23 protein-coding genes are annotated in these 22428 nt (G+C 71.4%); 12 read left to right on the forward strand and 11 right to left on the reverse strand.

The genetic code is table 11. The features are described from left to right. Positions 1 to 66 precede the first annotated feature (66 nt). Positions 67 to 852, reverse strand: coding sequence for a class I SAM-dependent methyltransferase (locus ABZ919_RS35135; protein ID WP_361256188.1), 786 nt, complete (start codon positions 850 to 852; stop codon positions 67 to 69). A gap of 135 nt (positions 853 to 987) precedes the next feature. Next, on the reverse strand, positions 988 to 1689 hold the full coding sequence (locus ABZ919_RS35140; RefSeq protein WP_361256191.1) for an LAETG motif-containing sortase-dependent surface protein: 702 nt from the start codon (positions 1687 to 1689) through the stop codon (positions 988 to 990). Positions 1690 to 1953: 264 nt separating this feature from the next. On the opposite strand from ABZ919_RS35140, the gene mshA reads away from it, so the two are divergent. The 3 genes from mshA to ABZ919_RS35155 all read left to right on the forward strand — a co-directional run bounded on the left by mshA (position 1954) and on the right by ABZ919_RS35155 (position 5577). Beyond that, complete coding sequence (gene mshA, locus ABZ919_RS35145; protein WP_361256194.1) at positions 1954 to 3291, forward strand: D-inositol-3-phosphate glycosyltransferase; 1338 nt, start codon at positions 1954 to 1956, stop codon at positions 3289 to 3291. Beyond that, complete coding sequence (locus ABZ919_RS35150) at positions 3284 to 3784, forward strand: YbjN domain-containing protein (RefSeq protein ID WP_361256197.1); 501 nt, start codon at positions 3284 to 3286, stop codon at positions 3782 to 3784. The genes mshA and ABZ919_RS35150 overlap by 8 nt, the downstream gene beginning before the upstream one ends. 101 nt (positions 3785 to 3885) lie before the next feature. Beyond that, positions 3886 to 5577, forward strand: coding sequence for a glycosyl hydrolase family 28-related protein (locus ABZ919_RS35155; RefSeq protein WP_361256200.1), 1692 nt, complete (start codon positions 3886 to 3888; stop codon positions 5575 to 5577). On the opposite strand, the gene ABZ919_RS35160 is transcribed toward ABZ919_RS35155, so the two are convergent. Then, entirely contained in the window at positions 5556 to 6356 is an 801-nt protein-coding gene (locus tag ABZ919_RS35160) for an AraC family transcriptional regulator (RefSeq protein ID WP_361256203.1), read from the reverse strand. The two genes, ABZ919_RS35155 and ABZ919_RS35160, sit on opposite strands and share 22 nt — an antisense overlap. 49 nt (positions 6357 to 6405) lie before the next feature. Between ABZ919_RS35160 and ABZ919_RS35165 the strand changes: the two genes are divergently transcribed. Continuing rightward, positions 6406 to 6846 carry a DUF2000 domain-containing protein gene (locus ABZ919_RS35165; RefSeq protein ID WP_361256206.1) on the forward strand — a complete coding sequence of 147 codons (441 nt, stop codon included), beginning with the start codon at positions 6406 to 6408 and terminating at the stop codon, positions 6844 to 6846. A 190-nt stretch (positions 6847 to 7036) separates the two neighbouring features. Here the strand turns inward: ABZ919_RS35165 and ABZ919_RS35170 are convergent, their stop codons facing one another. After that, on the reverse strand, positions 7037 to 7690 hold the full coding sequence (locus ABZ919_RS35170) for a DUF2637 domain-containing protein (RefSeq protein WP_361256209.1): 654 nt from the start codon (positions 7688 to 7690) through the stop codon (positions 7037 to 7039). Positions 7691 to 8426: 736 nt separating this feature from the next. Here ABZ919_RS35170 and ABZ919_RS35175 point away from each other — a divergent pair. After that, on the forward strand, positions 8427 to 8636 hold the full coding sequence (locus ABZ919_RS35175; protein WP_361256210.1) for a hypothetical protein: 210 nt from the start codon (positions 8427 to 8429) through the stop codon (positions 8634 to 8636). A gap of 124 nt (positions 8637 to 8760) precedes the next feature. Here ABZ919_RS35175 and ABZ919_RS35180 read toward each other — a convergent pair whose 3' ends face one another. Continuing rightward, positions 8761 to 10014 (reverse strand): MFS transporter, encoded by a 1254-nt coding sequence (locus ABZ919_RS35180; protein ID WP_361256212.1) that lies wholly within the window; start codon positions 10012 to 10014, stop codon positions 8761 to 8763. Positions 10015 to 10188: 174 nt separating this feature from the next. Here ABZ919_RS35180 and ABZ919_RS35185 point away from each other — a divergent pair, with 174 nt between their 5' ends. Further along, positions 10189 to 10950, forward strand: a complete 762-nt coding sequence (locus ABZ919_RS35185) for a phosphoglyceromutase (protein WP_361256215.1) — start codon at positions 10189 to 10191, stop codon at positions 10948 to 10950. 268 nt (positions 10951 to 11218) lie between these two features. Here the strand turns inward: ABZ919_RS35185 and ABZ919_RS35190 are convergent, their stop codons facing one another. The 3 genes from ABZ919_RS35190 to ABZ919_RS35200 all read right to left on the reverse strand — a co-directional run bounded on the left by ABZ919_RS35190 (position 11219) and on the right by ABZ919_RS35200 (position 15030). Then, the gene (locus tag ABZ919_RS35190) at positions 11219 to 11788 is read right to left on the reverse strand and encodes a DUF4232 domain-containing protein (RefSeq protein WP_116152629.1); all 570 of its coding nucleotides are present in this window, start codon (positions 11786 to 11788) and stop codon (positions 11219 to 11221) included. Positions 11789 to 12453: 665 nt separating this feature from the next. Further along, positions 12454 to 13944 (reverse strand): sialidase family protein, encoded by a 1491-nt coding sequence (locus tag ABZ919_RS35195; RefSeq protein WP_361256218.1) that lies wholly within the window; start codon positions 13942 to 13944, stop codon positions 12454 to 12456. 810 nt (positions 13945 to 14754) lie between these two features. Then, positions 14755 to 15030, reverse strand: coding sequence for a hypothetical protein (locus ABZ919_RS35200; RefSeq protein ID WP_361256221.1), 276 nt, complete (start codon positions 15028 to 15030; stop codon positions 14755 to 14757). 306 nt (positions 15031 to 15336) lie between these two features. On the opposite strand from ABZ919_RS35200, the gene ABZ919_RS35205 reads away from it, so the two are divergent. Then, the gene (locus ABZ919_RS35205) at positions 15337 to 15738 is read left to right on the forward strand and encodes a hypothetical protein (RefSeq protein ID WP_361256224.1); all 402 of its coding nucleotides are present in this window, start codon (positions 15337 to 15339) and stop codon (positions 15736 to 15738) included. Between the two features lie 84 nt (positions 15739 to 15822). Further along, a complete protein-coding gene (locus ABZ919_RS35210; protein ID WP_361256226.1) occupies positions 15823 to 15984 on the forward strand; it encodes a hypothetical protein in 162 nt (53 codons plus the stop codon). Positions 15985 to 16062: 78 nt separating this feature from the next. Here the strand turns inward: ABZ919_RS35210 and ABZ919_RS35215 are convergent, their stop codons facing one another. Continuing rightward, complete coding sequence (locus ABZ919_RS35215; protein WP_361256229.1) at positions 16063 to 16674, reverse strand: response regulator transcription factor; 612 nt, start codon at positions 16672 to 16674, stop codon at positions 16063 to 16065. Between the two features lie 313 nt (positions 16675 to 16987). On the opposite strand from ABZ919_RS35215, the gene ABZ919_RS35220 reads away from it, so the two are divergent. Both ABZ919_RS35220 and ABZ919_RS35225 read left to right on the forward strand, forming a co-directional pair. Next, on the forward strand, positions 16988 to 17800 hold the full coding sequence (locus tag ABZ919_RS35220) for a GAF and ANTAR domain-containing protein (protein ID WP_361256232.1): 813 nt from the start codon (positions 16988 to 16990) through the stop codon (positions 17798 to 17800). 158 nt (positions 17801 to 17958) lie between these two features. Next, a complete protein-coding gene (locus tag ABZ919_RS35225; protein ID WP_361256235.1) occupies positions 17959 to 19125 on the forward strand; it encodes an STAS domain-containing protein in 1167 nt (388 codons plus the stop codon). 79 nt (positions 19126 to 19204) lie between these two features. Here ABZ919_RS35225 and ABZ919_RS35230 read toward each other — a convergent pair whose 3' ends face one another. Continuing rightward, positions 19205 to 19360 (reverse strand): hypothetical protein, encoded by a 156-nt coding sequence (locus ABZ919_RS35230; protein WP_361256238.1) that lies wholly within the window; start codon positions 19358 to 19360, stop codon positions 19205 to 19207. A 172-nt stretch (positions 19361 to 19532) separates the two neighbouring features. Beyond that, positions 19533 to 20222, reverse strand: a complete 690-nt coding sequence (phoU, locus tag ABZ919_RS35235) for a phosphate signaling complex protein PhoU (protein WP_361256241.1) — start codon at positions 20220 to 20222, stop codon at positions 19533 to 19535. Positions 20223 to 20402: 180 nt separating this feature from the next. Between phoU and ABZ919_RS35240 the strand changes: the two genes are divergently transcribed. Together ABZ919_RS35240 and ABZ919_RS35245 are read left to right on the forward strand one after the other, a co-directional pair. Continuing rightward, positions 20403 to 21659, forward strand: coding sequence for an ATP-binding protein (locus ABZ919_RS35240; RefSeq protein WP_361256244.1), 1257 nt, complete (start codon positions 20403 to 20405; stop codon positions 21657 to 21659). Next, complete coding sequence (locus tag ABZ919_RS35245) at positions 21656 to 22336, forward strand: response regulator transcription factor (RefSeq protein ID WP_010358452.1); 681 nt, start codon at positions 21656 to 21658, stop codon at positions 22334 to 22336. The genes ABZ919_RS35240 and ABZ919_RS35245 overlap by 4 nt, the downstream gene beginning before the upstream one ends. The last annotated feature ends 92 nt before the right edge of the window (positions 22337 to 22428 follow it).

The raw sequence follows: 22428 nt of genomic DNA on the forward strand, positions 1-22428 counted from the left end.
TCTCCCGCCGGTGTGACGAACGGCGCACCGAGATCGTTCCGTTCCGGCCTCCCCGGACGGGTGATCTCAGTGGCGCGGCGCCAACGCCTCCCACGCCACCGTCACTTCGCCCTGCCGCCAGCGGGCCGGGGAGTCCGTCACCGGCCAGTCCGTCGTCAGCTCCCGCACCGCGCGCAGCCAGCGCTGACGGGCGCCGTAGGAGGCGTAGGGCGCGGCGGCGGCCCAGGCGCGGTCGAAGTCGCGCAGGAAGGCGTGCACCGGCTCACCGGCCACGTTCCGGTGGATCAGCGCCTTGGGCAGCCGCTCCGCGAGGTCGGAGGGGCGCTCCAGGGAGCCCAGGCGGGTGGCGAAGGTGACCGTGCGGGGCCCTTCCGGGCCGAGCGCCACCCACACGTGCCGCCGCCCGATCTCGTCGCACGTCCCCTCGACCAGCAGCCCGCCGCGCGAGCCGCAGCCGGCCGGTGCGAGCCGCGTGCACAGCCGCTCCCAGACGGCGGCGACCTCGGCCTCGTCGTACTGGCGCAGCACGTTGGCGGCCCGGATGAGCATCGGGCGTCCGGGCACGGGGACCTCGAAGCCGCCGTGCCGGAAGACCAGCCCCGGTCGTTCGTACGGCCGCGCGGCCGCGACCCGCTCCGGTTCGATCTCGATGCCGGCCACGCGGGCGCGGGGGGCGACGGTCCGCAGCCGGCCGAGCAGCTCGACGGCGGTCCAGGGGGCGGCGCCGTAGCCGAGGTCGATGGCCAGCGGGTCCTCGGCGCGACGCAGTTCGCAGCCGTGCGTCGCCGCGATCCAGCGGTCCATGCGGCGCAGCCGGTTGGGGTTGGTCGTCCCGCGCGTCACCGTTCCCACGACGGGGGTCCTCCCGCTCGAGCGAAGCCGAGAGTGGGGGAGGGATGCGGCGCGGGCTCTCATGCCTACGAGGGTAAGCGGGAGCGCCGGACGCACCGGCCCGGCCGAACGGCGTCGGCCGGACCGGGCACCGGGTCAGCGGGAGCCGTGCCCCGCCCTGCGGCGCAGCGCGACGACGACGCCCCCGCCCGCCACGACCAGCGCCGCCGCCGCACCGGCGATCAGCGGGGTGGTGCCGGAGGCGCCGGTCTCGGCGAGGTGGGTGCCGCCGCCCGCGGGCGACGGGGCGCTGCTCGCCACGGGCGAGGCGGCCGGGCTGCCGGTCCGCGCCGGGCTCGGGGTGGCGGAGGGCGCCGAGGAAGGCTGGGCGGACGGCGTCGGGGAGGCCGAGGCCGAGGCCGAGGGGGAGGTGGAGCCGCCGGCCGGCTTGCAGGTGAAGTCGTCGGGGACGACCACCGGGGGCTTGAGGTCCTCGTCGACCCGGTCGGCCGCCTTGACGTGGACCACGAAGGTCTCCCCGGCGTACCAGTCCAGGGGGTGCAGGTCGACGCTGACGCCCTGCGCGGTCGGGTGGTCGATCGTCCTGCTGTCGATGTTCCGCTCCTGGCCCGGCGTGTTCAGCTCCACCTTGAGGGTGATGGTGGCCGGGGTGCCGGAGACGTCCTTGTCGGTGACGCGGATGACGGGCTTGCCCGCGCCGTCACAGGCGGGGGCGGCGGAGAAGTCGGTGATGCTGCAGGCGAGCGCGGTCTGGGCGGCGGTGACGGAGAGCGCGGCCGCGGCGGCAGAGATGCCGACGACGCGGGCCACCCTGGTGGCGTGGCGAGTGAGGGACACGCTTGTCCTTAGGTGCGACGGAGTTCGTGGAAGGGGGGCGCCCACCTCTACAACTTCTGAGCGTGCTCTGTCAAAGGTTGCATCGCCGCAGGCCGAAGGCCGCCGAAGAGAGGGTCGGGGATCCGCCAGGCGACCGTTTAAAGGTAATGATTTGATAAAGTCGCTTCGGCGGGAAATGGCCGTGCACCCGCTCGCTGTTGGACCTGCTCGGAGGGCAGAGGTCGGTCCTCCGTCCGGCATGCCCGCAGCAAGGAGGACCGCCAGGTGAGCCAGTACGTCAGCAGGCTCGGGCGACGCTCCCCGTCGGCCGCGTCCCGGCTCCGGCTGCACCGCCGGCCCCGCCGGGTGGCCATGCTCTCCGTGCACACCTCCCCGCTCCACCAGCCCGGCACCGGCGACGCCGGCGGCATGAACGTCTACATCGTGGAGCTGGCCCAGCGGCTCGCTGCCATCAACATCGAGGTCGAGATCTTCACTCGGGCCACGGCGGGCGGCCTGCCGCCCACGGTCGAACTCGCCCCCGGCGTCCTCGTCCGGCACGTCGACGCCGGCCCCTACGAGGGTCTCGCCAAGGAGGACCTGCCCGCGCAGCTGTGCGCCTTCACGCACGGCGTGATGCAGGCCTGGGCCGGTCACCGCCCCGGCTACTACGACCTCGTCCACTCCCACTACTGGCTCTCCGGCCACGTCGGCTGGCTCGCCGCCCAGCGCTGGGGTGTCCCGCTGGTGCACGCCATGCACACCATGGCCAAGGTCAAGAACGCCAACCTGGCCGAGGGCGACACTCCCGAGCCCGCCGCCCGGGTCATCGGCGAGACGCAGATCGTGGCCGCCGCCGACCGGCTCGTCGCCAACACGGCGGAGGAGGCCGACGAGCTGGTGCGGCACTACGCCGCGGAGCGGGCGAACGTCGCCGTGGTCCACCCGGGCGTGAACCTCGACCGCTTCCGTCCCGCCGACGGCCGCGCCGCGGCCCGCGCCCGCCTCGGTCTCCCGCAGGACGCCCTGATCCCGCTGTTCGCGGGCCGCATACAGCCCTTGAAGGCCCCGGACATCCTGCTGCGCTCGGTGGCGGTGCTGCTGGACGAGCGCCCCGAGCTCCGCTCCCGCGTCCTCGTCCCCGTGGTCGGCGGCCCGAGCGGCAGCGGCCTCGCCAAGCCGGAGGGGCTGCAGAAGCTCGCCGCCCGCCTCGGTATCGCGGATGTGGTGCGGTTCCGCCCGCCGGTCGGACAGGAGCAGCTGGCGGACTGGTTCCGGGCCGCGTCCGTGCTCGTCATGCCGTCCTACAGCGAGTCGTTCGGTCTGGTCGCCGTAGAGGCGCAGGCGGCCGGCACGCCGGTGCTCGCCGCCTCCGTCGGCGGGCTCCCGGTGGCCGTGCGCGACGGCGTGACCGGCTTCCTCGTGCGCGGCCACCATCCGGCCGACTACGCGCGCGTGCTGCGCCGTTTCGCCGACGACCCGTCCCTCCCGTCGAGCATGGGCCGGGCCGCCGCCCGGCACGCGCAGTCCTTCGGCTGGGACCGGGCGGCCGCCGAGACCGCGGACGTCTACACGGCCGCGACCCAGTGGCACCGCCGTCGCGTACGCTCCCACCATGGGTGATGTCGAGAAGGCCGGGCAGGTCCTGGAAGGTGCCCTGAAGGACGCCGAACTGGAGTGGGAGAGCCCCGAGCCCGGAAACTACGTGGTCAAGCTCCCCGGTACCCGCAAGCTGTCCACGACGGTCTCCTTCCTCGTCGGCCGCCACTCCCTCTCCCTCAACGCCTTCGTCATCCGGCACCCCGACGAGAACGAGGCGGGCGTCCACCGCTGGCTGCTGGAGCGCAACCTCAAGTTGTACGGCGTGAGTTACGCCGTCGACCGCCTCGGCGACATCTACGTCACCGCCCGTCTGCCCCTCGCCTCCGTCACCCCCGACGAGATCGACCGCCTCCTCGGCCAGGTCCTGGAGGCGGCCGACGGCGCCTTCAACACCCTTCTGGAGCTGGGCTTCGCCTCCTCGATCCGCAAGGAGTACGCCTGGCGGGTGTCCCGGGGCGAGTCGACGCGCAACCTGGACGCGTTCAGGCATCTGATCGAGCGCCCCACCGACTGACGGACCGCACGACCCCTTCCCTCCTATCGCGGGAAGTGGCATGCTCACCGCCGACGCAATCCTGAACAGCATTCATATTCATGAATGAAGGGCGGGCGGACATGCGCAGCACGCACCTCACCAGACGGACCCTGCTGGCCGCCGCGACGGCCGTGGTGCTCGGCGCGACGACGACCGTCGAGGCGGCGGCCGAGGCGGCGGCGGCCGAGGCGGCGTGCGGGCAGAGCGAAGTCCCGCCGGTCTGGGGCGAGTTCCTCCGCTCGCCGTTCACCCACCCCCAGATTCCCTACGTCGGCCGCGCGGGCCGGCACGGCGGAGCCGCCCGCTTCCCCCGCCCCCGCCCCCGCCTCTTCGCCGACGTCACCGACTACGGCGCGGTGCCCGACGGCACCACCGACAGCGCCCCCGCGATCAACCGTGCCATCGCCGCCGCCGGAAAGGCCGGCGGTGGCACGGTCACCATCCCGCCCGGCACCTTCCGCATCGACGACCTCATCCGCATCGGCGACTGCGGAGTCGTCCTGCGCGGCGCCGGCAGCGGCCGTACGACGCTCTACGCGACGAGGAGCCTCACCGAACTGATCGGCGTCTACGGCTCCCGCTACGGCGGCGACAAGTCCGCCTGGTCCTGGGCGGGCGGACTCATCTGGCTGGCCCCGAGGGCCCGTTGGGACTCCTTGGTGGCCGCGATCCGGTCCCGCGCCTGGCCCTTCGAGGGCTGGACCGGCAACAAGCGGGACGAGTGGACGCCGCTGACGGCGGTGGAGCCGGCCGGACAGGGCTCGTGGACGGTCACCGTCGCCGACGCCTCCGCCCTGCACCCCGGCCGACTCGTCCTCCTGCGCCTCGCCGACGACCCCGCGCACACCCTCCTCCAGCACATGGCCGGCGGCGGCCCGGGCCCGGCGTCGTACCAGTGGGACGACAAGACGAAACTGCTGTCGTACGTCCCCTACGAGTGGCCGGTCCGCATCACCCGCGTCCACGGCCGCCGGATCACCCTCGAACGCCCCCTGCCGCTCGACGTGCGCCCCGAGTGGAACCCACAACTGACCACACACGCGGGCGAGTTGACCGGATCGGGCGTGGAGGGCCTGACCCTTCAGGTGGCCGAGACCCCGCAGTCCCCGCACCTGCTGGACAAGGGCTACAACGGTGTGGTCCTGCAGTGCGCCTACGACTGCTGGGCGGACGACGTCACCGTCCGGAACGTCGACAACGGCTTCGGCCTGGTCGCCGCCTCCGCCTGTACCCTGCGCCGCACCCGGGTCGCCGGCCGCGGCTCGCACCACCCCTACTTCTGCCGCGAGGGCTCCCACGACAACCTGATCGAGGACTTCACGATCGAGCAGCGCACGGTCCCGGCCCCGCCGAACACACAGCTGCACGGCATCAACGTCGAGGGCCTGTCCTCGCACAACGTCTGGTCCCGCGGCGAGATGCAGATGGGCACCTTCGACAGCCATCGAGGCCTGCCCTTCGCGAACGTCCGCACGGACATCACCGTCAACAACAACGGCCGGCACGGCGGCGACGCCAACGCGGGCCCGCTCTTCGGCGCCCGCTTCACCCACTGGAACGTCAGGGTCACCAACGGCCGCGCGGGCCTGATGAAGATCGACGGCCTGGCCCCGTACTCGGCCACCGTCGGCCTCGGCACGGTGAGCGAGTTCGACCAGATCGACGTCCCCGACTTCACCGGCGACCTGCACTCCCGCCTGGAGCTGTACGGCACCACGAACGCCGTACGCCCGCGCAACCTGTACGACGCTCAGCGCGAACTGCCGCGGTAGCGGCCCGGAGTCACGCCGACCAGTTTCTTGAAGTGCCGGGTGAGATGGGCCTGGTCGTAGAACCCGGTGGCCGGCGCCACCTCACCCGGCGCCAGCCCGTCCAGCAGCAGCCGCCGGGCGCGCCCGACCCGCCGCGACGTCAGGTACTGGTGCGGCGCGATGCCGTAGGCGCCGCTGAACGCCCGTACCAGGTGTGCGGGATGGGCGTTCAGCAGCCGGGCGGCCTCCTCCAGGGAGAGACCGTCGACGACCCGGGCGTCGAGCAGCTCCCGCAGCCGCCGCCCGAGCACCGGGTCCGGGCGGTGCGGCGGGGCGTCCGCGCGCCGCCGCAGATGGCCCCGCAGCCGCTCCCCGACGAGGGTCAGCCGGCTCTCCGCCTCCAGTTCGTCGCCCGGCCGGGCGAGGGCGGAGTGCAACTGGCCGACGCGCAGCCGCAGCACGGGATCGCGCAGATCGGGTCCGTCCACGGCGGCTCCGATCAGCTCCTCGCCCAGCCGGCTGCTGTCCAGGTAGACGACCCGCTTGCGAAAGCCGTCCGGGGTGGCGGGGGAGCCGTTGTGCGGCACGTGCGGCGGCAGCAGCGTGACGGTGTCGTGCGGGGTGCCGTGCTCGTGCCGGTCGAGGTCGTACCGTACGGCCCCGTCGTCCACGATGAGCAGCGTCCAGGCGTCGTGGACGTGCATCGGGTAGGCGTATTCGGTGAAGTGGGCGTGGAAGACCTCCACGACACCCGGGACACGCGGGCGCCAAGCGGAGATCTCCGGCTGGTCGGCGGCCACGCAAAGAACGTACAAGACCCGCCTCCCGGCCGCGCGGCAGTCTCATTGCATGAACACCGAACCGATCCAGAACGAGCCCGTCCGCTTCGACACGAAGATCGCCGTGCTGCTGCGCGAGGACCTGGAACCCTGGCAGCGGCTCAACGTCACCGCGTTCCTGGTCAGCGGCTTCGGTGCGACGGTTCCCGAGGTGATCGGCGAGCCCTACACGGACGCGGACGGCGTCGGCTACCTCCCCATGTTCCGCCAGCCGGTGCTGGTCTTCGAGGGGGCGAAGGAGACCCTGAACGCGGCCCACGGCAGGGCACTGGGCCGCGCCCTGCCCCGTGCCGTCTTCACCTCGGACCTGTTCGCGACGGGCAACGACCGCGACAACCGCGCGGCCGTGCGCGCCGTACCGACGGCGGAGCTGGACCTGGTGGGGCTGGCGGTGTACGGACCGCGGAGCGCGGTGGACAAGGTGCTCAAGGGCGCGCGGATGCACCCTTGAGCACCTCCTCCCGGCGCGTTGCCCGGCGTTGTCCCGGCCTTTGACCCGGTCTGTGTCCCGGCCTTTGTCCCGGAGGTGTCGCGGTCAGGAGAACATGCCGGGCTGGTAGTCGCCGGCGGGCTGCCGGACGATGACGTCGACTCGGTTGCCACGTGTCCCGCGGCGCACTCGGACGCCCGTGCACGGACCCTCACGGGCGCGGGGTGAGCTTCGACGGCTCGGCGTGTGTGGCATGCCGGGGCCGGGTCCTGCTCGAGATCTGGCCGACGAGTTCCCAGAAGCACACCAGAGCGGTGACGGGCGGGATCCCGAAGATCACTAACGAGAGCAGCGCATGGGACGAGTGGCTGACGCACAGTGCCACGGCCATCACGGAGGTGGCCAGCACGATGAACCAAGACCGCCGCGCGCTCCTGCGCTGAGCGGTGGCCCGTACGACGGAGAGCGCCGCCACGAACCACGGCCCGTACACCGTCAGGGGCCAGCACTGCGCCATTCTCGGTGGCAGCACCGACGACGCGATCCCGCGCAGCTGCCCGTAGGAATAGCAGACGGACCAGCTCAGCATGCAGACCGCGCACAGGGAGACCGCCGCGATCAGCAGCGTGATGTGGGTGACGCTGCGGCCACCGTCCAGCAGATGCGAATCGTGCCGCATCCGCCGCCGGTTGCTCCTGCGCGGAGACGGGATGTCCAGCCGGGTGGCAGTGGGGAGCGTGCCGGTGGGCGTGGACAGTATCTGGGCGAGTTCCTCGACGGGGTCCCACTCGTTCGGCGCGATGTCCGGTTCGGGGACGCTCCAGGTGTCGTCATAAAGACCGGTGTCCTGCTGAATCCTGTCCATCCGTAGACCTCCGTGCCCCGCCTCAGGAAGCTCCGTACAGATTCGCCATCGTCCGCCGATATTCATTTTCCATCGAAGTGATTCTTTTCAGGAAATCATCGAGCAGGTCCGAACATGACGTGCGATCCGTGTCGCACGTCCGGCAGAACGTGATCATCGGGTGCTCTTCGGCTGTGTGCCGGTCCAATCGCGTCACGGTCACCTAACGACGGTCACCGGAGGCGGGGTTTGGCGCGTTCGGGCGAATGGCGGTGACCCGGAAGGGGGATTTGTGGACACCTGTCCACACATGGTTGACGTAACGGTGAATGAGCATGAAATTGCATTCACCGGATACTGGAATTAAATGGTAGGCGCCACCGGACCGGTTCCGGAACATAATCTGCACAGTGTGTGCGCAACCGCTGCGAATGCGTGTTCCGTTGATGCCGAGTTGTCCTGCTCGGTGCGGCGGTGGCAACACCCGTGGCCGGTCAGTGCGGCGCGGTCTGTAGAGGAACTGCCCCCAAAGCGTGACCGGGTGCGCACGGATGGGTCACGCGGTGCCGCCAACTGCCCCGGACCGGAGGACGGTTGGCTGGATGCCGGGCGCGCTCCGTGATTTGATCGCTCGCACCGCCGGGATCGCGCCAAGGTGTCCTGAACAGGACGGCGCGCGCCCGCGGCCGCGGCCACCGTCTGTCCCCAGCGAGGCCGCTTTCCCCTGTGGACCATCCATGCGAAGGGCAGTCTCCCCATGAACTCCGCTCACCCGGTTCAGACCGCCGAGATCTCCGACGCCGCGCTCGACGCCGTCTCCGGCGGCTTCGGCCCCGAGGCCGGTGTCACGCTCGACTCCACCACCCTCAGCAGCGCCGACCTGCTGTCCCAGCTCGGCGCCGTCCAGGGGGAGGCGCTGGGCGCCCTCGCCCAGCCCCACCAGATCGGCGTCAACGCCGCCTTCTGATCCGTCCGGTCACCGCACCGAGCCCCCTGTCCGGGAGAAGTCCCGGGCAGGGGGCCGGTCGTGCCCGCTGGACTCTCCGCCTTCCCCCGGCGCCGGCGTCCCGTCTGGCGTCCCGCGCCACTCCTCAGGCGGCGCTGACCTCTACCTCCGCTGCGGCCGTCGCGTCGGCCGAGGCGGCGTGCTGCGTGGGCAGCCTCCGCATGAGCACCGCGTACCCGGCTCCCGCGACCGTCCCCACGGCGGCGCACGCCCCCCACAGCCACTCCGCGCCGAACCGGTCGATCACCGCGCCGGACATCAGCGGGGCGACCAGCGCGGCCACGGACCACGACAGCGTGTACATGCCCTGGTAGCGCCCGCGCCCGTGCACCGGGGAGAGCCGCACGACGAGTCCGGTCTGGGTCGGGGCGTTGACGATCTCGGCGAGGGTCCAGACGCACACGGTGACCATGAAGACGCCGACCGAGCCGGCGAACGCGGTGAGCCCGAAGCCGTAGCCGGCGAGGAGCGAGGAGACGACCAGCAGGGTGCGCGGGTCGCGGTGCTCGATGAACCGGGTGACCGGGATCTGCAGGGCGACGATCAGGATGCCGTTGACGGCGATGGCGAGACCGTAGTCCGCCGGCGAGAACCCGGCCCGTCCCATGGCCACCGGCAGCCCCACCGACCCCTGCTGGAAGACCAGTGCGACCAGGAAGGACAGCCCGACGACGGCCATGTACCGCCCGTCGCGCAGCACGGTGCCGAGGCTGACGGCGTCGTCCTGCTGCCTCGCGTGTGCCGTGGGCCGGGACTCGGGCACCTTGAGGAAGACGACGAGCGCGCAGGCGAGGGTCATCCCGGACTCGATCAGGAAGCCGGCGAGATAGCTGTACTCGGCGATGAACCCGGCGGCCATGGAGGAGACGGCGAACCCGAGGTTGATGGCCCAGTAGTTGAGGGAGAAGGCCCGCACCCGGTCCTCGGGCCGGACGATGTCGGCCATCATCGCCTGGACGGCCGGCCGGGAGGCGTTGGACGCCATGCCGACGAGGAAGGCGACGGCGGCGATGGCGACGGGGTGCGTCATGAAGCCGAGCAGCGCGACGGACCCGGCGGTGGCGGACTGGGCGACGAGGAGGGTCGGCCGCCTGCCGAGCCGGTCGGCCATCACCCCGCCCGCCAGTGAGGAGACGACTCCGCCGAGTCCGTGCAGGGAGGCGACGAGGCCGGCGTACGAGGCGGAGTAGCCGCGGTCGAGGGTGAGGTACAGGGCCATGAAGGTGGCCACGAACGCGCCGAGCCGGTTGACGAGGGTGCTGGTCCACAGCCACCAGAACTCGCGGGGGAGCCCGGAGACGCTCTCCCGGGCGGCACGTCTGAGACGAGCGGTGGACATGACTAGACCCCCCACGGATCGGGCACCCCGTGTGGGTGCTGTAAGAAGCTCAAGCGGTAAGCACAACTTACATATGGCGTCCGTCGGGAGCCACTCGATTAACAGATGCCGTCAACCGTCCACCCCTCGGCCGGCCCGGGCGGTGCCGGGAACCGGTGGATTACGCTCTCTCCCATGGCCGACGCACCGTACAAGCTGATCCTCCTCCGCCACGGCGAGAGCGAGTGGAACGCGAAGAACCTGTTCACCGGCTGGGTGGACGTCAACCTCAACGAGAAGGGCGAGAAGGAGGCAGTCCGCGGTGGCGAGCTCCTGAAGGACGCCGATCTCCTGCCCGACGTGGTGCACACGTCCCTCCAGAAGCGCGCGATCCGCACGGCGCAGCTGGCCCTCGAGGCCGCGGACCGCCACTGGATCCCCGTCCACCGCAGCTGGCGCCTGAACGAGCGCCACTACGGCGCCCTGCAGGGCAAGGACAAGGCGGCCACGCTGGCCGAGTTCGGCGAGGAGCAGTTCATGCTCTGGCGCCGCTCCTACGACACCCCGCCGCCCCCGCTCCCGGAGGACTCCGAGTTCTCCCAGGCGCACGACGCGCGCTACGCCTCCATCCCGCCGGAGCTGCGCCCGGACACGGAGTGCCTGAAGGACGTCGTCGTCCGCATGCTGCCGTACTGGTACGACGGCATCGTCCCCGACCTCCTGGCCGGCCGCACGGTCCTCGTCGCCGCTCACGGCAACAGCCTGCGCGCCCTGGTCAAGCACCTCGACGGCATCTCCGACGCCGACATCGCGGGCCTGAACATCCCGACCGGCATCCCGCTCCACTACGAGCTCGACGCCGACTTCAAGCCGATCAACCCCGGCGGCACGTACCTCGACCCCGAGGCGGCCGCGGCGGCGATCGAGGCGGTCAAGAACCAGGGCAAGAAGAAGTAAGCCCACACGAACAAGCCCCCTACCTGCAGTTTCCTCGCTCGTAGGGGGCTCGTTGCTGTGCTGGGGCCGTCTCGGGGCCGTCGCGCTTAGATGCGGGTGATCCTCATGTGTACCGAGACGAGGAGCGCCGCCAGAGTTGCAGCGGCGACGGATTGTGTCATCGGAGTTTGATCACCGCTGACCTGTACTTATGTGCAGTGCCTCGTAAACGTGCAGGTCAGAGCGTTGGGATCGTCGTGCAGGCTGCTCGATTTGTGGGGACGGGGGGTCAGGAAGGCTTGACCGCCGAGACCGGGGTGACGGTCACCTTGTTGTCGCACTCGGCCCACACACCGTCGTTCAGGGCGACCTGGTGCTTCCCGGAGTGCGGCAGACCGATGACCATCGTCGGATACGTCACCGGGTCCTTACCTGACACGCAGTAGCCGTCGGCCTCCCCCTGGACCTGGACGAAGGTCAGCTTCACCCACGCCTTGCCGTGCGGCCGGACCGTCACGGTGGCCGCCCTGCCGGTGGGGGTGACCTTGAGCGGGGTGTTGTGGGCGGGGGAGCCGTTGCCGGCGCCCGCGACCGTCGGATGGCCCTTCAGGACGCACGTCCTCCGGGAGACGTTGGTGAACTGCACGACCGCCGCCCCCGTCCCGGTCCCGACGGGCCGGTGGACGGCCTGCCAGGCGCTGACCTGGAGGGCGGAGGCCGGGCAGGCGGGCGGCGGGGTGGAGGTGGTGGTGCTCGCAGCCATGGCGGTGCCGGGCAGGATGCCGGTCACCGCCGCCGCGACGGCCGTGACCGCCGTCGTCGCCAGAGCCGCCCTGCGAATGCCGTTGCTGTGACGCATGCTGTCGTCCCCCTGAGTCGTCTCGTCCGCGGGTTTCGGTCGTCGGTTGTTGCCCCGCGGTACGCGTGGTCGTAGTACGTGAGTGCAGACAGGGCGGGAGAGCGGCAGGGTTCCGTGCGGCGACGCTTGTGACGGAACGGTGACGACAGGCCTGCACCCCTGCAGATGGCCGTCAGGACAGACAGAAGCACCTCCAGCGCGCCATGGGTTTTACCACGCCCCCGGCCCGCACCGAAGGTGCGCTGAGTCGCCGACCTGAGGTGATCAAAGTTCAATGACACAAACTCGCGTCCGTCAAAGTCCGATGGCACACGGTCAAGATCCAGTGGCACGGGACACACGCCTCGGCGGGGAGCGCACCCCCTGGACGATCATGTCTGGGGCAGTGAATCCTGAGTGAAGCGCGGGCCGTCTGTGGGCCGTCCGAGGCCGCTCGGCAGTGGCCGATGACGACCAATGACGACCACTCGGGCGTACCGGAGCGCGGCCCTGACCAGCAAGAACCCAGCTCACCAAGATCCCCGGCAAGACCCGGGGCAAGAAGAAGCGGCCGCACAGACCTCGGCAGCTCGCTGCGCCCGACTTGCCTCGATTGGGGCGCTAGCCAGCCTGATCTTCACCCATGTGGGTGGCACGTCATGTTGCGCCATTCGGGTGAAAAGACCTCATCGGCGCGCGCTGTCAGGGAGCGTGCGGAGACTGCTGGTGTACGCGTCCGTACGGTTCCGTGGTGCGCCGGAGTGGGTCTCGGCGAGCACCGCCCGTACTCCCTTGCCGTCCGCCACCAGGCCTTGGTAGTCGCCGAGGAAGTAGCCCCCGGCGAACGGCGCCTGCAGCCAGTCGAAGACCCGAGAGATCCGTCGTTCGGTCCGGAGCTTCGGATTTCCGTGCTGCAGCGTGGCCAGTTGGTAGGCGGTGGGCAGGGTGGTGGTGTTGCCGGGCTTGAGGAAGCGCAGGTCGTAGTAAGTGAGCGCGACCGTGCCCCGCCCGGTGACCGCGATCGACGGTGAGAAGGCCGGAACGCCCTGGGGGCTGATCAGCTCCGGGGTCCCCCAGGTGCGTCCGCCGTCGGTGGACCGCGCAAGCTGGACGGAGTCGAACTTTCCACCGGAGAAGTCCGAGCCCTCGTAGGCCATGTACAGCGTGCCCGTCCTGGGGTCGACGGCCGGGCTCGGCAGGGTGGTCGCGGCGCGCAGCAGTTTGGTGGGGTCGTTCGGGTCGACCTCCGGTACGGAGGTGTCCCGGGCCACGGTGACCGGGGCGCTCCAGGTCTCTCCGGCGTCGGTCGAGGTGACCACCTCGTAGCGGGCTTCGACGACGGTGCTCAGGTCGTCGGAGTAGGTGATCCGGTCGAAGAAGTCGTACAGGGTGCCGGTGCGCCGGTCGGCGACGATCAGATGGCCGATGGTCTGGGTGTTGGGCACGGCGCTGGTGTCGACGAACGGCCGGGCCTTGCTCCAGGTGCGGCCGCCGTCGCGGGTGAGGGAGATGTAGCCGGGACCGTCGAGGGAGCTGGGGCCGGGTGGGTCGTTGTCGAGGCGGTTCCAGACCTGGTAGGCGGTGCCCTTGCGGATCGGGTCGGCGGTGAGGGTGGGCTTGTCGTTGAAGAACGGCTGCTCGTCGACGTGCGTGGTGGTGAGGTTCCGCCACGTGCGGCCGCCGTCGCGGGACGTCACTGCCAGGAGGGCGCTGCGCGTGCTCTTCGTGAAGTCGACGCCCTCCCCGCCGGCGTAGACCGTGCCGTCCGGTCCGGTGCTCACCCAGGGGTCGGAGGCCCGTTCGAAGTCCGCGCCGCCGGGGGCGCACAGGCTGAACGGGAGCGTGCTCCGGTGGAAGGTGTGGCCGTCCGTGGTCCAGCCGGCCGCCAGGCCACGGGCCCCGCCGTCGTTCCAGCGGTCCTGCTGGAACACGGTGACCACGCGCTTGGGGTCGCGCGGATCGACGGACAGGTACGGCTCGACCTCGGTGGCCGGGTAGACGACGCTGTCGGGGGACCTCGCTCCGATGGTGCACTTCGCGTACGGGTCGCCGTGGGACACCTTGACCAGTGGTGTGCCGTCGGGGTTCCGGTCTGCTGCGGCGGGTGTCGTGCCGGTGACCGTGACGAGCAGGAGCGCGGCGGTGGTGACGGCGGTCAGAGGCAGGAAGACGCGCATGCGGGATCTCCTCCGGGCCTGTCGGCCGGGGTGCGGGACCGCCGTCATCGGGGCGGCCTGGGGCGCGGAGGCGCACCGGAACGCGGGGGTGGGGCGACTCCGCTCGCTCCTTTTCGGCGTTGCAGCCGGTGCCCTTGATGGGCCGAACGACGGAGTCGTCCCCGGGGTCGTCGGGGAGCACGGCGGAGCCGACCGGCGGGTGCACCGTGCCGGTCGGCTCCTCGGTCGGGCTATTACGGCGCCGTCTCGTAGCCAAGACCCCGAATGTCGACAACGCTCGTGATCGATACAGCTGGGAAATCCGAGTCGCCCAGCAGTGACGGCCTTGGCTTCGAGACGGCCGGCGTCCACGCACGCGAGTGCCGCGGCGCCGAGACGGGCGCGGGCGGTCCACCCGACGGTGGACCGGATGCCGTCACTGGGTACCCACCGCGCCGGGTCCACCGGCCGGACTGGTTGCCCAGCCGTGTGCCGACCGGTCAAGTGATCGCCTGCGTGGTCCCGTCTCCAGAGACGACTGCACGGCCGCCGGCGGACAGATCGTTTCACGCCCCTACGACGGCGAAGTCTGCCGGTTGGGCGCCGCGCCCGGGCGGTGACTGCCCGGACCCGAGAGGCATGACGTCACCGACCTCGGCCGGCCGCATCGGTACGCCGCGTGCGTCGGCAGGAGCGGGGCAACGTCGATGTCCTTGGCGTCGGGACTGCCCACCGGAGCCGCGTTGTGTCCGGGCAGGCCGGGGGTCGAGGAGGAGACGGGCTGTACCTGCCTCCGACCGGTGCCGGCAGGCGGCTGTCGCGCGCGGTCCTCTAACGCGGTTCGTGGGCCGCCGCCCGGCAGGCACCGGTCGCGGCGCCCCCCGCCACTCCGGCCCCGGTCAGCCCGGTCACACAACTCTGCAGGTCTCCCACCACGCCACGGCTGCAGGCCGCTGTGACGGCGTCGGAAGCGGTGGCACCGGCCAGTTCGGCCATCTTTGTGCAGGCGGGGATGTCCGCCCGGACCGCGGGAGCGGCGAGGACCGCACCACCGAAGGTGAGGGTCAAGCCGGTGAGGGCACCGGCGATACGCGTCGACGTGCGCATGGGACGCACCTGCCTTCCGGGTTGGTCGCGCGGTCCTGGTCCCGGCGGGCCGGATCCACGCCGTAGGGCCGCCTGGCGACGCTCGGTGAGTGCTTGCTGGGACGGGGTGTGCCGTGACATGTCGTCAGCGTCGGCTGCAACGTCGGCGGTTGGATCGGGACCGGCTCCCTCCCGTACACCGCTGCCCGGACCCGGCGCCGTGGCCAGGCCCGGACAGGGCTGTGAGGTGTTCAGCCAGCCGGCTGCCCTCCGTTGGCCGCGCCTCCGTTGGCCGCGCCACCAGTGCCCTGCGTGGTGGGTGCTCCGGTGGCGGTCGGCGCCGCGGTGGCGGTCGGCGACTGGGCGGGCGAGTTCGTGGCTGAGGTCGGCGAGTTCGTGGCTGACGTCGGCGACTTCGTGGCTGAGGTCGGCGAGTTCGTGGCTGACGTCGGCGACTTCGTGGCTGAGGTCGGCGAGTTCGTGGCTGAGGTCGGCGACTTCGTCGCTGACGTGGGCGAGTTGGTGCCTGACGTCGGCGAGCTCGTACCCGACGTCGGTGAGGTCGAGCCTGACTTGGGCGGGGTCGAGTTGGTCTTGGGCGGGGTCGAGTTGGTCGTGGGCGATGTCGGTGCCGCCGATGTCGTCGTCGTGCTCGGCAGCGCCGGTACGACGATGACCGCTGGGGGATTCTTCGGTGTGGCGACCTGCACCAGGACGATCACGATGTAGTCGCGACCGTTGCGGTGCACGTGCCGCCGCGCCTGCCGGTAGCAGTGGATTCTCTTCGGATCCTTGTGCGTCTTGTAGCACTTGATGACCGTGGCGGTGGGTGTGCGAGCGGGTGTCTTCGACGTCGCCCCGGCATTCGCTGCCGAAATGCCCCAGGCGCCGGCCGTCAGGCAGGAGGAGGCCGTCACCGCGACGCAGATTTTCCTGAGTTTGTTGTTCATCTCTTTTCCAACTCTGGTTGCGTGACACACGGGACGTACTCGAGGATCGCTGGCGTCCCGTGCAAGCTCCAGAGGCAGGACCACCCAAACGGGGTGGGGAAAACTACCCCTCCTCGGCGGGCTCCACGGTCGCCATCCCCCGCTTCAGCGCGAGCCGCGTGAGATCGGCCCGGCGGCGGTAACCGGTCTTGCTGCACACCCGGTCCAGATGGGAATGCACGGTGTGCTCGCTGATATTCAATTCAGCGGCGATTTCCCGGTCGGTGGCACCGTTCGCGACAAGCCGCAGGATCTCCTGCTCCCGGTCGGTGATGCGGGGTGGGTTCTGATGCACATCACGGTCACCGAAAAAGCTTGCGGAGAAATAGCTGCGGCCGGAGGCGACGGTACGCAGCGCGGTCAGCAGTTCCTCCTCCGCCGCCCACTGACTCACATGCCCCCGGGCTCCGGCCTCGATGAACAGCACGAGGTCGGTCTGCGTTGCGCCAGCCGACAGCACCACCACGCGGCGGCCCTTCTCGTGCAGCCGGGCCACCAGGTCGCAGATCTCCTGGACGGAGACCCGCAGATTGAGCAGGACCACGTCCGCCTCGCCGACCTCGTGCGGAGGTGTGGCCTTGTGACCCACCCCGAGCTGCCGCTGCAGCTCCGGCGCACTGTCGACGACGCTGATCAGGCCGTGCAGAAGGAGTGGGCAGTCGGAGACGACCGCCACGGACGTCGGTTCTCGGCTCATCCAGGTCCCCGTGGTAGGGGCCGGCCACCGGTGGACGCCGGCTGGGCAACCGGGTGGCAGGCCACGGTCATCCCAGCATCCCGGACCGGCACCGCCCCCGCCCGCCCGGCTCACCCAACCGGAGACCCCTCGGGGCACCGGCCCGATCGCCGGGCGATTTCCCGAGGGGCGGACCAGGTGAGTTCTCCACAGGTGGGAACCCGGCGCGTGGAACAGTCGGTTCGGGAAGGCCGGACGGGATACTGGTGTGGATCATGTCTGCTGACGGAGCGCCGCGACGGGGGTGATGGCGATGGTGCCCAAGCCGCCCGAGGAGCCGTCCGGCGGCGGTGGAGCGCCGGACGCCGAGATCCGGCTGCGGATCAGCGAGACGCTGGCCGCCGCCCTGGGCGCCGACGACCCGCAGCAGGTTCCGGGCGTGCTGTGCGAGGCCTGCATACGGCTGCTGCCGGTGAGCGGATCGTCGGTGTCGATCTCCGGCGGCAAGGGCGTACGCGTCACCTGGTGTGCCAGTGACCGGGTCGCCGCCCGGCTCGCCGAGCTGCAGTACACGGTGGGGGACGGACCCTGCCAGACCGCTCTGGACCAGGGCGCCCCCGTGATCGCGGCCGACCTCGCCGACGGCCCCGACGCCCGCCGCTGGCCCATCTTCGCGCACGAGGCCGTGGGCCTCGGCGTCCGCGCCGTCTTCTCGCTGCCGCTAGGCGTCAACGGCGCAGCGATCGGCACCCTGGACCTGTACAGCGAGATCGCCGGGGGCCTGGCGGAGCCGGACCTGCGGACCGCCCTGTGCGTGCGGGACGCGGTCACCTACGCGCTGATCAGCCTTCAGACGGCCGGCCCCGACGGCACCGGGGCAGACGCGGAGGACGAGGCAGCGTCCTGGGTGGTGGCCTCCGAGGCCGACCACACCGAGGTCTACCAGGCGGTCGGCATGGTGATGGTGCAGCTCGACCTGGACCCGGAGCAGGCCCTGGACCGGATGCGGGCCCGCGCGTTCGCCGACGGCCGCACGGTCAGCCAGGTGGCCCGCGAGATCCTGGCACGCAAGCTGCGCTTCCAGAAGGAGCCGACGGCGGACGACAGCGGCGACCGGAGGGACTAAGCCGGTGAGGACGGGTGCGAAAGCGGGGACGAGGGCGGCCCTGTCGGACGCCGCGCTCGCCGCGCGCTGGGCTGCCTCGCCCCGCCCGCGGGACTAGGCTGGAAATGGCCGAGCGGCGGGATCCGGGCGATCCCGTGCGTGCAGGGCAGGGGCCCGCGATGCAGCAATTCTCCTGCAGGACCGTGGCGGACTTGGCCGTGCCCGGTCTGATGACAGGCCGGCTGACCGTACTCGCGCTGCACGGTGACGCCGACTCCGCCACGGAGCTGGAGTCCGCGCTCCGCGCACCCGCGCCCAGCCAGCTCGTCCTCGATCTGAGCGGCCTGGTCCGCCTGTCACCGGCGGCCGCGCAGGCCCTGTGCCGGTTCGCCGAGGTCGCCGCCGCGCACGGCCGGATGCTCCTCATCGCCTCCTGCCCCGCCGAGGTCGCTGCCGCGCTGGCCCGGGCACGGCCGCCCGGGCGCACCGTGTGCGCGCTGCAACCGACGGTGTCCGACGCCCTGAGCGTCTGCCTCGCCGCGGCCGCCACCCCTGGCGGCCCCCACCTGCGGCCGCACGCCGTGCAGATGCGCCACGAGCTGCTCGCGCACGCCCTGGTGGGCCGCGCGCAGGGCGTTCTCACGGAGCGGTACGGCCTGCGCACCGCCGACCGTGCCGCCGGGCTGCTCAGGTGCGTCGGCCGCGCACACGGAGTCGGCACCGTCCGGCTCGCGGCGGCGCTCGTCCAGGCGCCGCCCTCACGCACCGGCCGGCCCTGGTTCCCGGGCCGCGTACGGCTGCCCGCGCCCGCCGTCGGGTTCGTCAGCGCGACCGTGGACCGCCCGCCGTCGCTGGCGGCGTTCCTCAACGGCCTCCGGGACGCCGTCTGTGCGATCACCAGCACGGGCATGGCCGACGTCCAGCTCATCGACGCGAGCGACAACACGCTGTGGCTTGAGTCCTCCTGCGGCCTGCCCACCGAGTTCGTGGACTTCTTCGCCGTGATCGACGACACCACCACCGCCTGCGGGCACGCGGCGCGCAAGTGTGAACGGGTCGTCGTCGAGGACGTCGCCACCGCGCCGGACTTCGACGAGGCCTCCCGGGCGGTGCTGCTCGCCGCCCACAGCCGCTCGCTGCAGTGCACCCCGATCCCGGGCCCCGCGGGCCGGCCTCAGGGCATGGTCTCCACCCACCACGACCAGCCCGGACACGCCTACACGGGGGCCGAACTCGGCGCGCTCGACCAGGTGGCCCGGGAGGCGGGGGTGTGGCTGGACTGGTACCGGACGACCACCGTCCGGGACGCCCTGGAAGAACTGCACCACCGGGCACAGCAGGCCTGAGGGCGGGCGGGCACGGCGCAGGGCCGGTGTGAACGGCATTCACACCGGCCCTGCCGGGTCGTACGGGTCGTACGGCCCCTCAGCCGCACTGGCAGGGGGCGCCCGACTGGCACCCGCAGCCGCAGCCCGAGCCGCAGCCGCACGCGCCGATCAGCGGAAGGCTTGCGGTCTTGGCGGGCTGGTCGGTCTCGCGCTCCTGCGTGGGGTCGGGCGTGGTGCTGGGGGATTCGGCCATGGGTCCCTCCTTGACACTGGGGCAGGGATGCCCTCGCCCATTCCATGCCCGGATCGCCAGGCGCATCAACGGCGCACAGAGGCGCCCACGCGCCCCCGGCGCCGCCCCGGAGCTCCCGGAGCCGACCGGAGCGTCCGCCCGGCCCGCCGCCCAGACCCCGCCCAGGCGGGTCTCAGGCCCCCTCGACGCCCGTCACCGGCTGGATGTCCGCCTGCAGCTCGTCCGCGTGCTCGCCCGTGACCAGGTAGACGACCCGCTTGGCGACGGCCACGGCGTGGTCGGCGTACCGCTCGTAGTAGCGGCCGAGCAGGGTGACGTCCACCGCGGTCTCGATGCCGTGCTTCCAGCGCTCGTCGATCAGGTGCTGGAACAGCGTGCGGTGCAGCAGGTCCATCTCGTCGTCGTCCTGCTCGAGCTGCAGCGCGAGGTCGACGTCCTTGGTGATGATCACCTCGGCCGCCTTCGCCATCAGGCGCTGCGCGAGCTGGCCCATCTCCAGGATCGTGGCGTGCAGGTCCTGCGGCACCCCGCGCGCGGGGAAGCGCAGCCGGGCCAGCTTCGCCACGTGCTGGGCGAGGTCGCCGGACCGCTCCAGGTCGGCGGACATGCGCAGCGACGTGACGACGATACGGAGGTCCGTCGCCACCGGCTGCTGCCGCGCGAGCAGGGCTATGGCCCGCGCCTCCAGGTCGTGCTGAAGCTCGTCGACCTTCTGGTCCGCCTCGATCACGCTCTCGGCCAGCTTCAGGTCGGCGTCCAGGATCGCGGTCGTGGCGCGCCCGATCGCCGACCCGACCAGCCGGGCCATCTCCACCAGACCGTCGCCGATCGAGTCAAGTTCCTCGTGGTACGCGTCCCGCATCAGGGTTCCCTCTCATAGGTGTGCTTGGTCCCCACGCTCCCACGTTCTGCCCCGCACGCGTCCGTTTCCGCCACCCCAAATGAACCAATCCTGGCCCCAAGGTGAACTCTGGGCGACGAGTGTCCGAGGTCGCACCTCGACGGCTGTGGTCATGTCGTACACCCTGCTTAACCTGGAGGCATGGACGTGAACGCGGCGGTCGCCGCAGCGGCAGCGATCGCCGGGGTGCTCACCGGTGTCATCGCCATGCTGGCGTTCCGCTGGAGCGAACGCGACCAGAAGCGACCGACCAGGACTTCCTTGCACACCGATCCCGTACTCCCGCCCGGCGTGGACACCGTACTGTCCGTGCTCCGCTCCTCCGCCGTCGTCCTCGACGAGGCCGACACCGTGGTCAAGGCCAGTTCCGCCGCCTACGCCCTCGGGCTGGTCCGCGGCGGCAAGCTCTCCGTGGAACCCATGCTCCAGATGGCCCGGGACACGAGAAGGGACGGCGAGATACGGCAGGTCGAGCTGGACCTGCCCCGGCGCGGCACGGGACGGGGCGAGGCCCTCGCCGTCTCCGCGCGCGTGGCCCCGCTCGGCTCCCGCCTGGTCCTGCTGCTGGTCGAGGACCTGACCGAGGCCCGAAGGATCGAGGCCGTACGGCGCGACTTCGTGGCGAACGTCAGTCATGAGCTGAAGACGCCCGTCGGCGCGCTCTCCCTCCTCTCCGAGGCGGTCATGGACGCCTCGGACGACCCCGAGGCCGTGCAGCGCTTCGCGGGCCGCATGCAGATCGAGGCGACCCGCCTGACCAACCTGGTCCAGGAACTGATCGACCTCTCCCGGGTGCAGAACGACGACCCGCTGGAGGACGCCGAGCCCGTCCGCGTGGACGAGCTGGTCGCCGAGGCCATGGACCGCTGCCGCCACCAGGCCGGCACCAAGCAGATCACCATGGCCGCCGGTGGAACGGCCGATCTGCACGTCTGGGGCAACCGGGGCCAGCTGGCCGCGGCCCTCGGCAACCTGGTCGAGAACGCCGTGAACTACTCCCCGGCCCGCACCCGCGTGGGCATAGCCGCCCGCCGGGTCAGCGCGCCCGGCGGCGACACGATCGAGCTCGCCGTGACGGACCAGGGGATCGGCATCTCCGAAAAGGACAAGGAGCGCGTCTTCGAGCGCTTCTACCGCGTCGACCCGGCCCGCTCCCGGGCCACCGGAGGCACCGGTCTGGGTCTCGCGATCGTCAAGCACGTGGTCGCCTCGCACGGCGGGGAGGTCACGGTCTGGAGCGCCGAAGGCCAGGGCTCCACCTTCACCCTCAAGCTGCCGGAGGCGGGTGCGGCCCGCGACCGTGCGTCGCAGCACCCCGACCCCGACCTCGGTGACGAGGCCGGCACCACCGAGTCATCCCCGTACGAACCGCTTCCCGCCCCGGAGGTCCTTCCGTGACCCGAGTGCTCGTCGTCGAGGACGAGGAGTCCTTCTCCGACGCCCTGTCGTACATGCTCCGCAAGGAGGGCTTCGAGGTCGCCGTCGCGGCCACGGGCCCCGACGGACTCGACGAGTTCGAGCGCAACGGCGCCGACCTCGTCCTCCTCGACCTGATGCTGCCGGGGCTGCCCGGCACCGAGGTGTGCCGCCAGCTGCGCGGCCGCTCCAACGTCCCCGTGATCATGGTGACGGCCAAGGACAGCGAGATCGACAAGGTCGTCGGCCTCGAAATAGGAGCCGACGACTACGTCACCAAGCCGTTCTCCTCGCGTGAGCTGGTCGCCCGCATCCGTGCCGTGCTGCGCCGCCGGGGCGAGCCGGAGGAGGTCACCCCGGCCGCGCTCGAGGCCGGCCCGGTCCGCATGGACGTCGACCGCCACGTGGTGACGGTCAGCGGCTCCAAGGTCGACCTCCCGCTCAAGGAGTTCGACCTGCTGGAGATGCTGCTGCGCAACGCCGGCCGCGTCCTGACCCGCATGCAGCTCATCGACCGCGTCTGGGGCGCGGACTACGTCGGCGACACCAAGACCCTGGACGTCCACGTCAAGCGTCTGCGCGCCAAGATCGAACCGGACCCGGGCGCGCCGCGCTACCTGGTGACGGTGCGCGGGCTGGGCTACAAGTTCGAGCCGTAGGCCATACCCGTAGGCCATACCCGTAGGCCATACCCGTAGGCCATATCCGTAGGCCGTACCCGTAGGCCGTACCCCTAAGCCGAACCCGTAGG

Origin of the sequence: Streptomyces sp. NPDC046759 (assembly GCF_040645475.1) — a bacterium.
GTDB lineage: Bacteria > Actinomycetota > Actinomycetes > Streptomycetales > Streptomycetaceae > Streptomyces.

Bases quoted from the DNA above. Each gene is read 5' to 3' on its own strand.
- ABZ919_RS35185 (WP_361256215.1), top strand. From the start codon at position 10,189: ATGGCCGACGCACCGTACAAGCTGATCCTCCTCCGCCACGGCGAGAGC.
- ABZ919_RS35175 (WP_361256210.1), top strand. From the start codon at position 8,427: ATGAACTCCGCTCACCCGGTTCAGACCGCCGAGATCTCCGACGCCGCG.
- ABZ919_RS35180 (WP_361256212.1), bottom strand. From the start codon at position 10,014: ATGTCCACCGCTCGTCTCAGACGTGCCGCCCGGGAGAGCGTCTCCGGG.
- ABZ919_RS35230 (WP_361256238.1), bottom strand. From the start codon at position 19,360: ATGGCCGAATCCCCCAGCACCACGCCCGACCCCACGCAGGAGCGCGAG.
- ABZ919_RS35155 (WP_361256200.1), top strand. From the start codon at position 3,886: ATGCGCAGCACGCACCTCACCAGACGGACCCTGCTGGCCGCCGCGACG.
- ABZ919_RS35170 (WP_361256209.1), bottom strand. From the start codon at position 7,690: ATGGACAGGATTCAGCAGGACACCGGTCTTTATGACGACACCTGGAGC.
- ABZ919_RS35200 (WP_361256221.1), bottom strand. From the start codon at position 15,030: ATGCGCACGTCGACGCGTATCGCCGGTGCCCTCACCGGCTTGACCCTC.
- ABZ919_RS35220 (WP_361256232.1), top strand. From the start codon at position 16,988: ATGGTGCCCAAGCCGCCCGAGGAGCCGTCCGGCGGCGGTGGAGCGCCG.
- ABZ919_RS35240 (WP_361256244.1), top strand. From the start codon at position 20,403: ATGGACGTGAACGCGGCGGTCGCCGCAGCGGCAGCGATCGCCGGGGTG.
- ABZ919_RS35190 (WP_116152629.1), bottom strand. From the start codon at position 11,788: ATGCGTCACAGCAACGGCATTCGCAGGGCGGCTCTGGCGACGACGGCG.
- ABZ919_RS35150 (WP_361256197.1), top strand. From the start codon at position 3,284: ATGGGTGATGTCGAGAAGGCCGGGCAGGTCCTGGAAGGTGCCCTGAAG.
- ABZ919_RS35195 (WP_361256218.1), bottom strand. From the start codon at position 13,944: ATGCGCGTCTTCCTGCCTCTGACCGCCGTCACCACCGCCGCGCTCCTG.
- ABZ919_RS35225 (WP_361256235.1), top strand. From the start codon at position 17,959: ATGCAGCAATTCTCCTGCAGGACCGTGGCGGACTTGGCCGTGCCCGGT.
- ABZ919_RS35210 (WP_361256226.1), top strand. From the start codon at position 15,823: ATGACCGTGGCGGTGGGTGTGCGAGCGGGTGTCTTCGACGTCGCCCCG.
- ABZ919_RS35165 (WP_361256206.1), top strand. From the start codon at position 6,406: ATGAACACCGAACCGATCCAGAACGAGCCCGTCCGCTTCGACACGAAG.
- phoU (WP_361256241.1), bottom strand. From the start codon at position 20,222: ATGCGGGACGCGTACCACGAGGAACTTGACTCGATCGGCGACGGTCTG.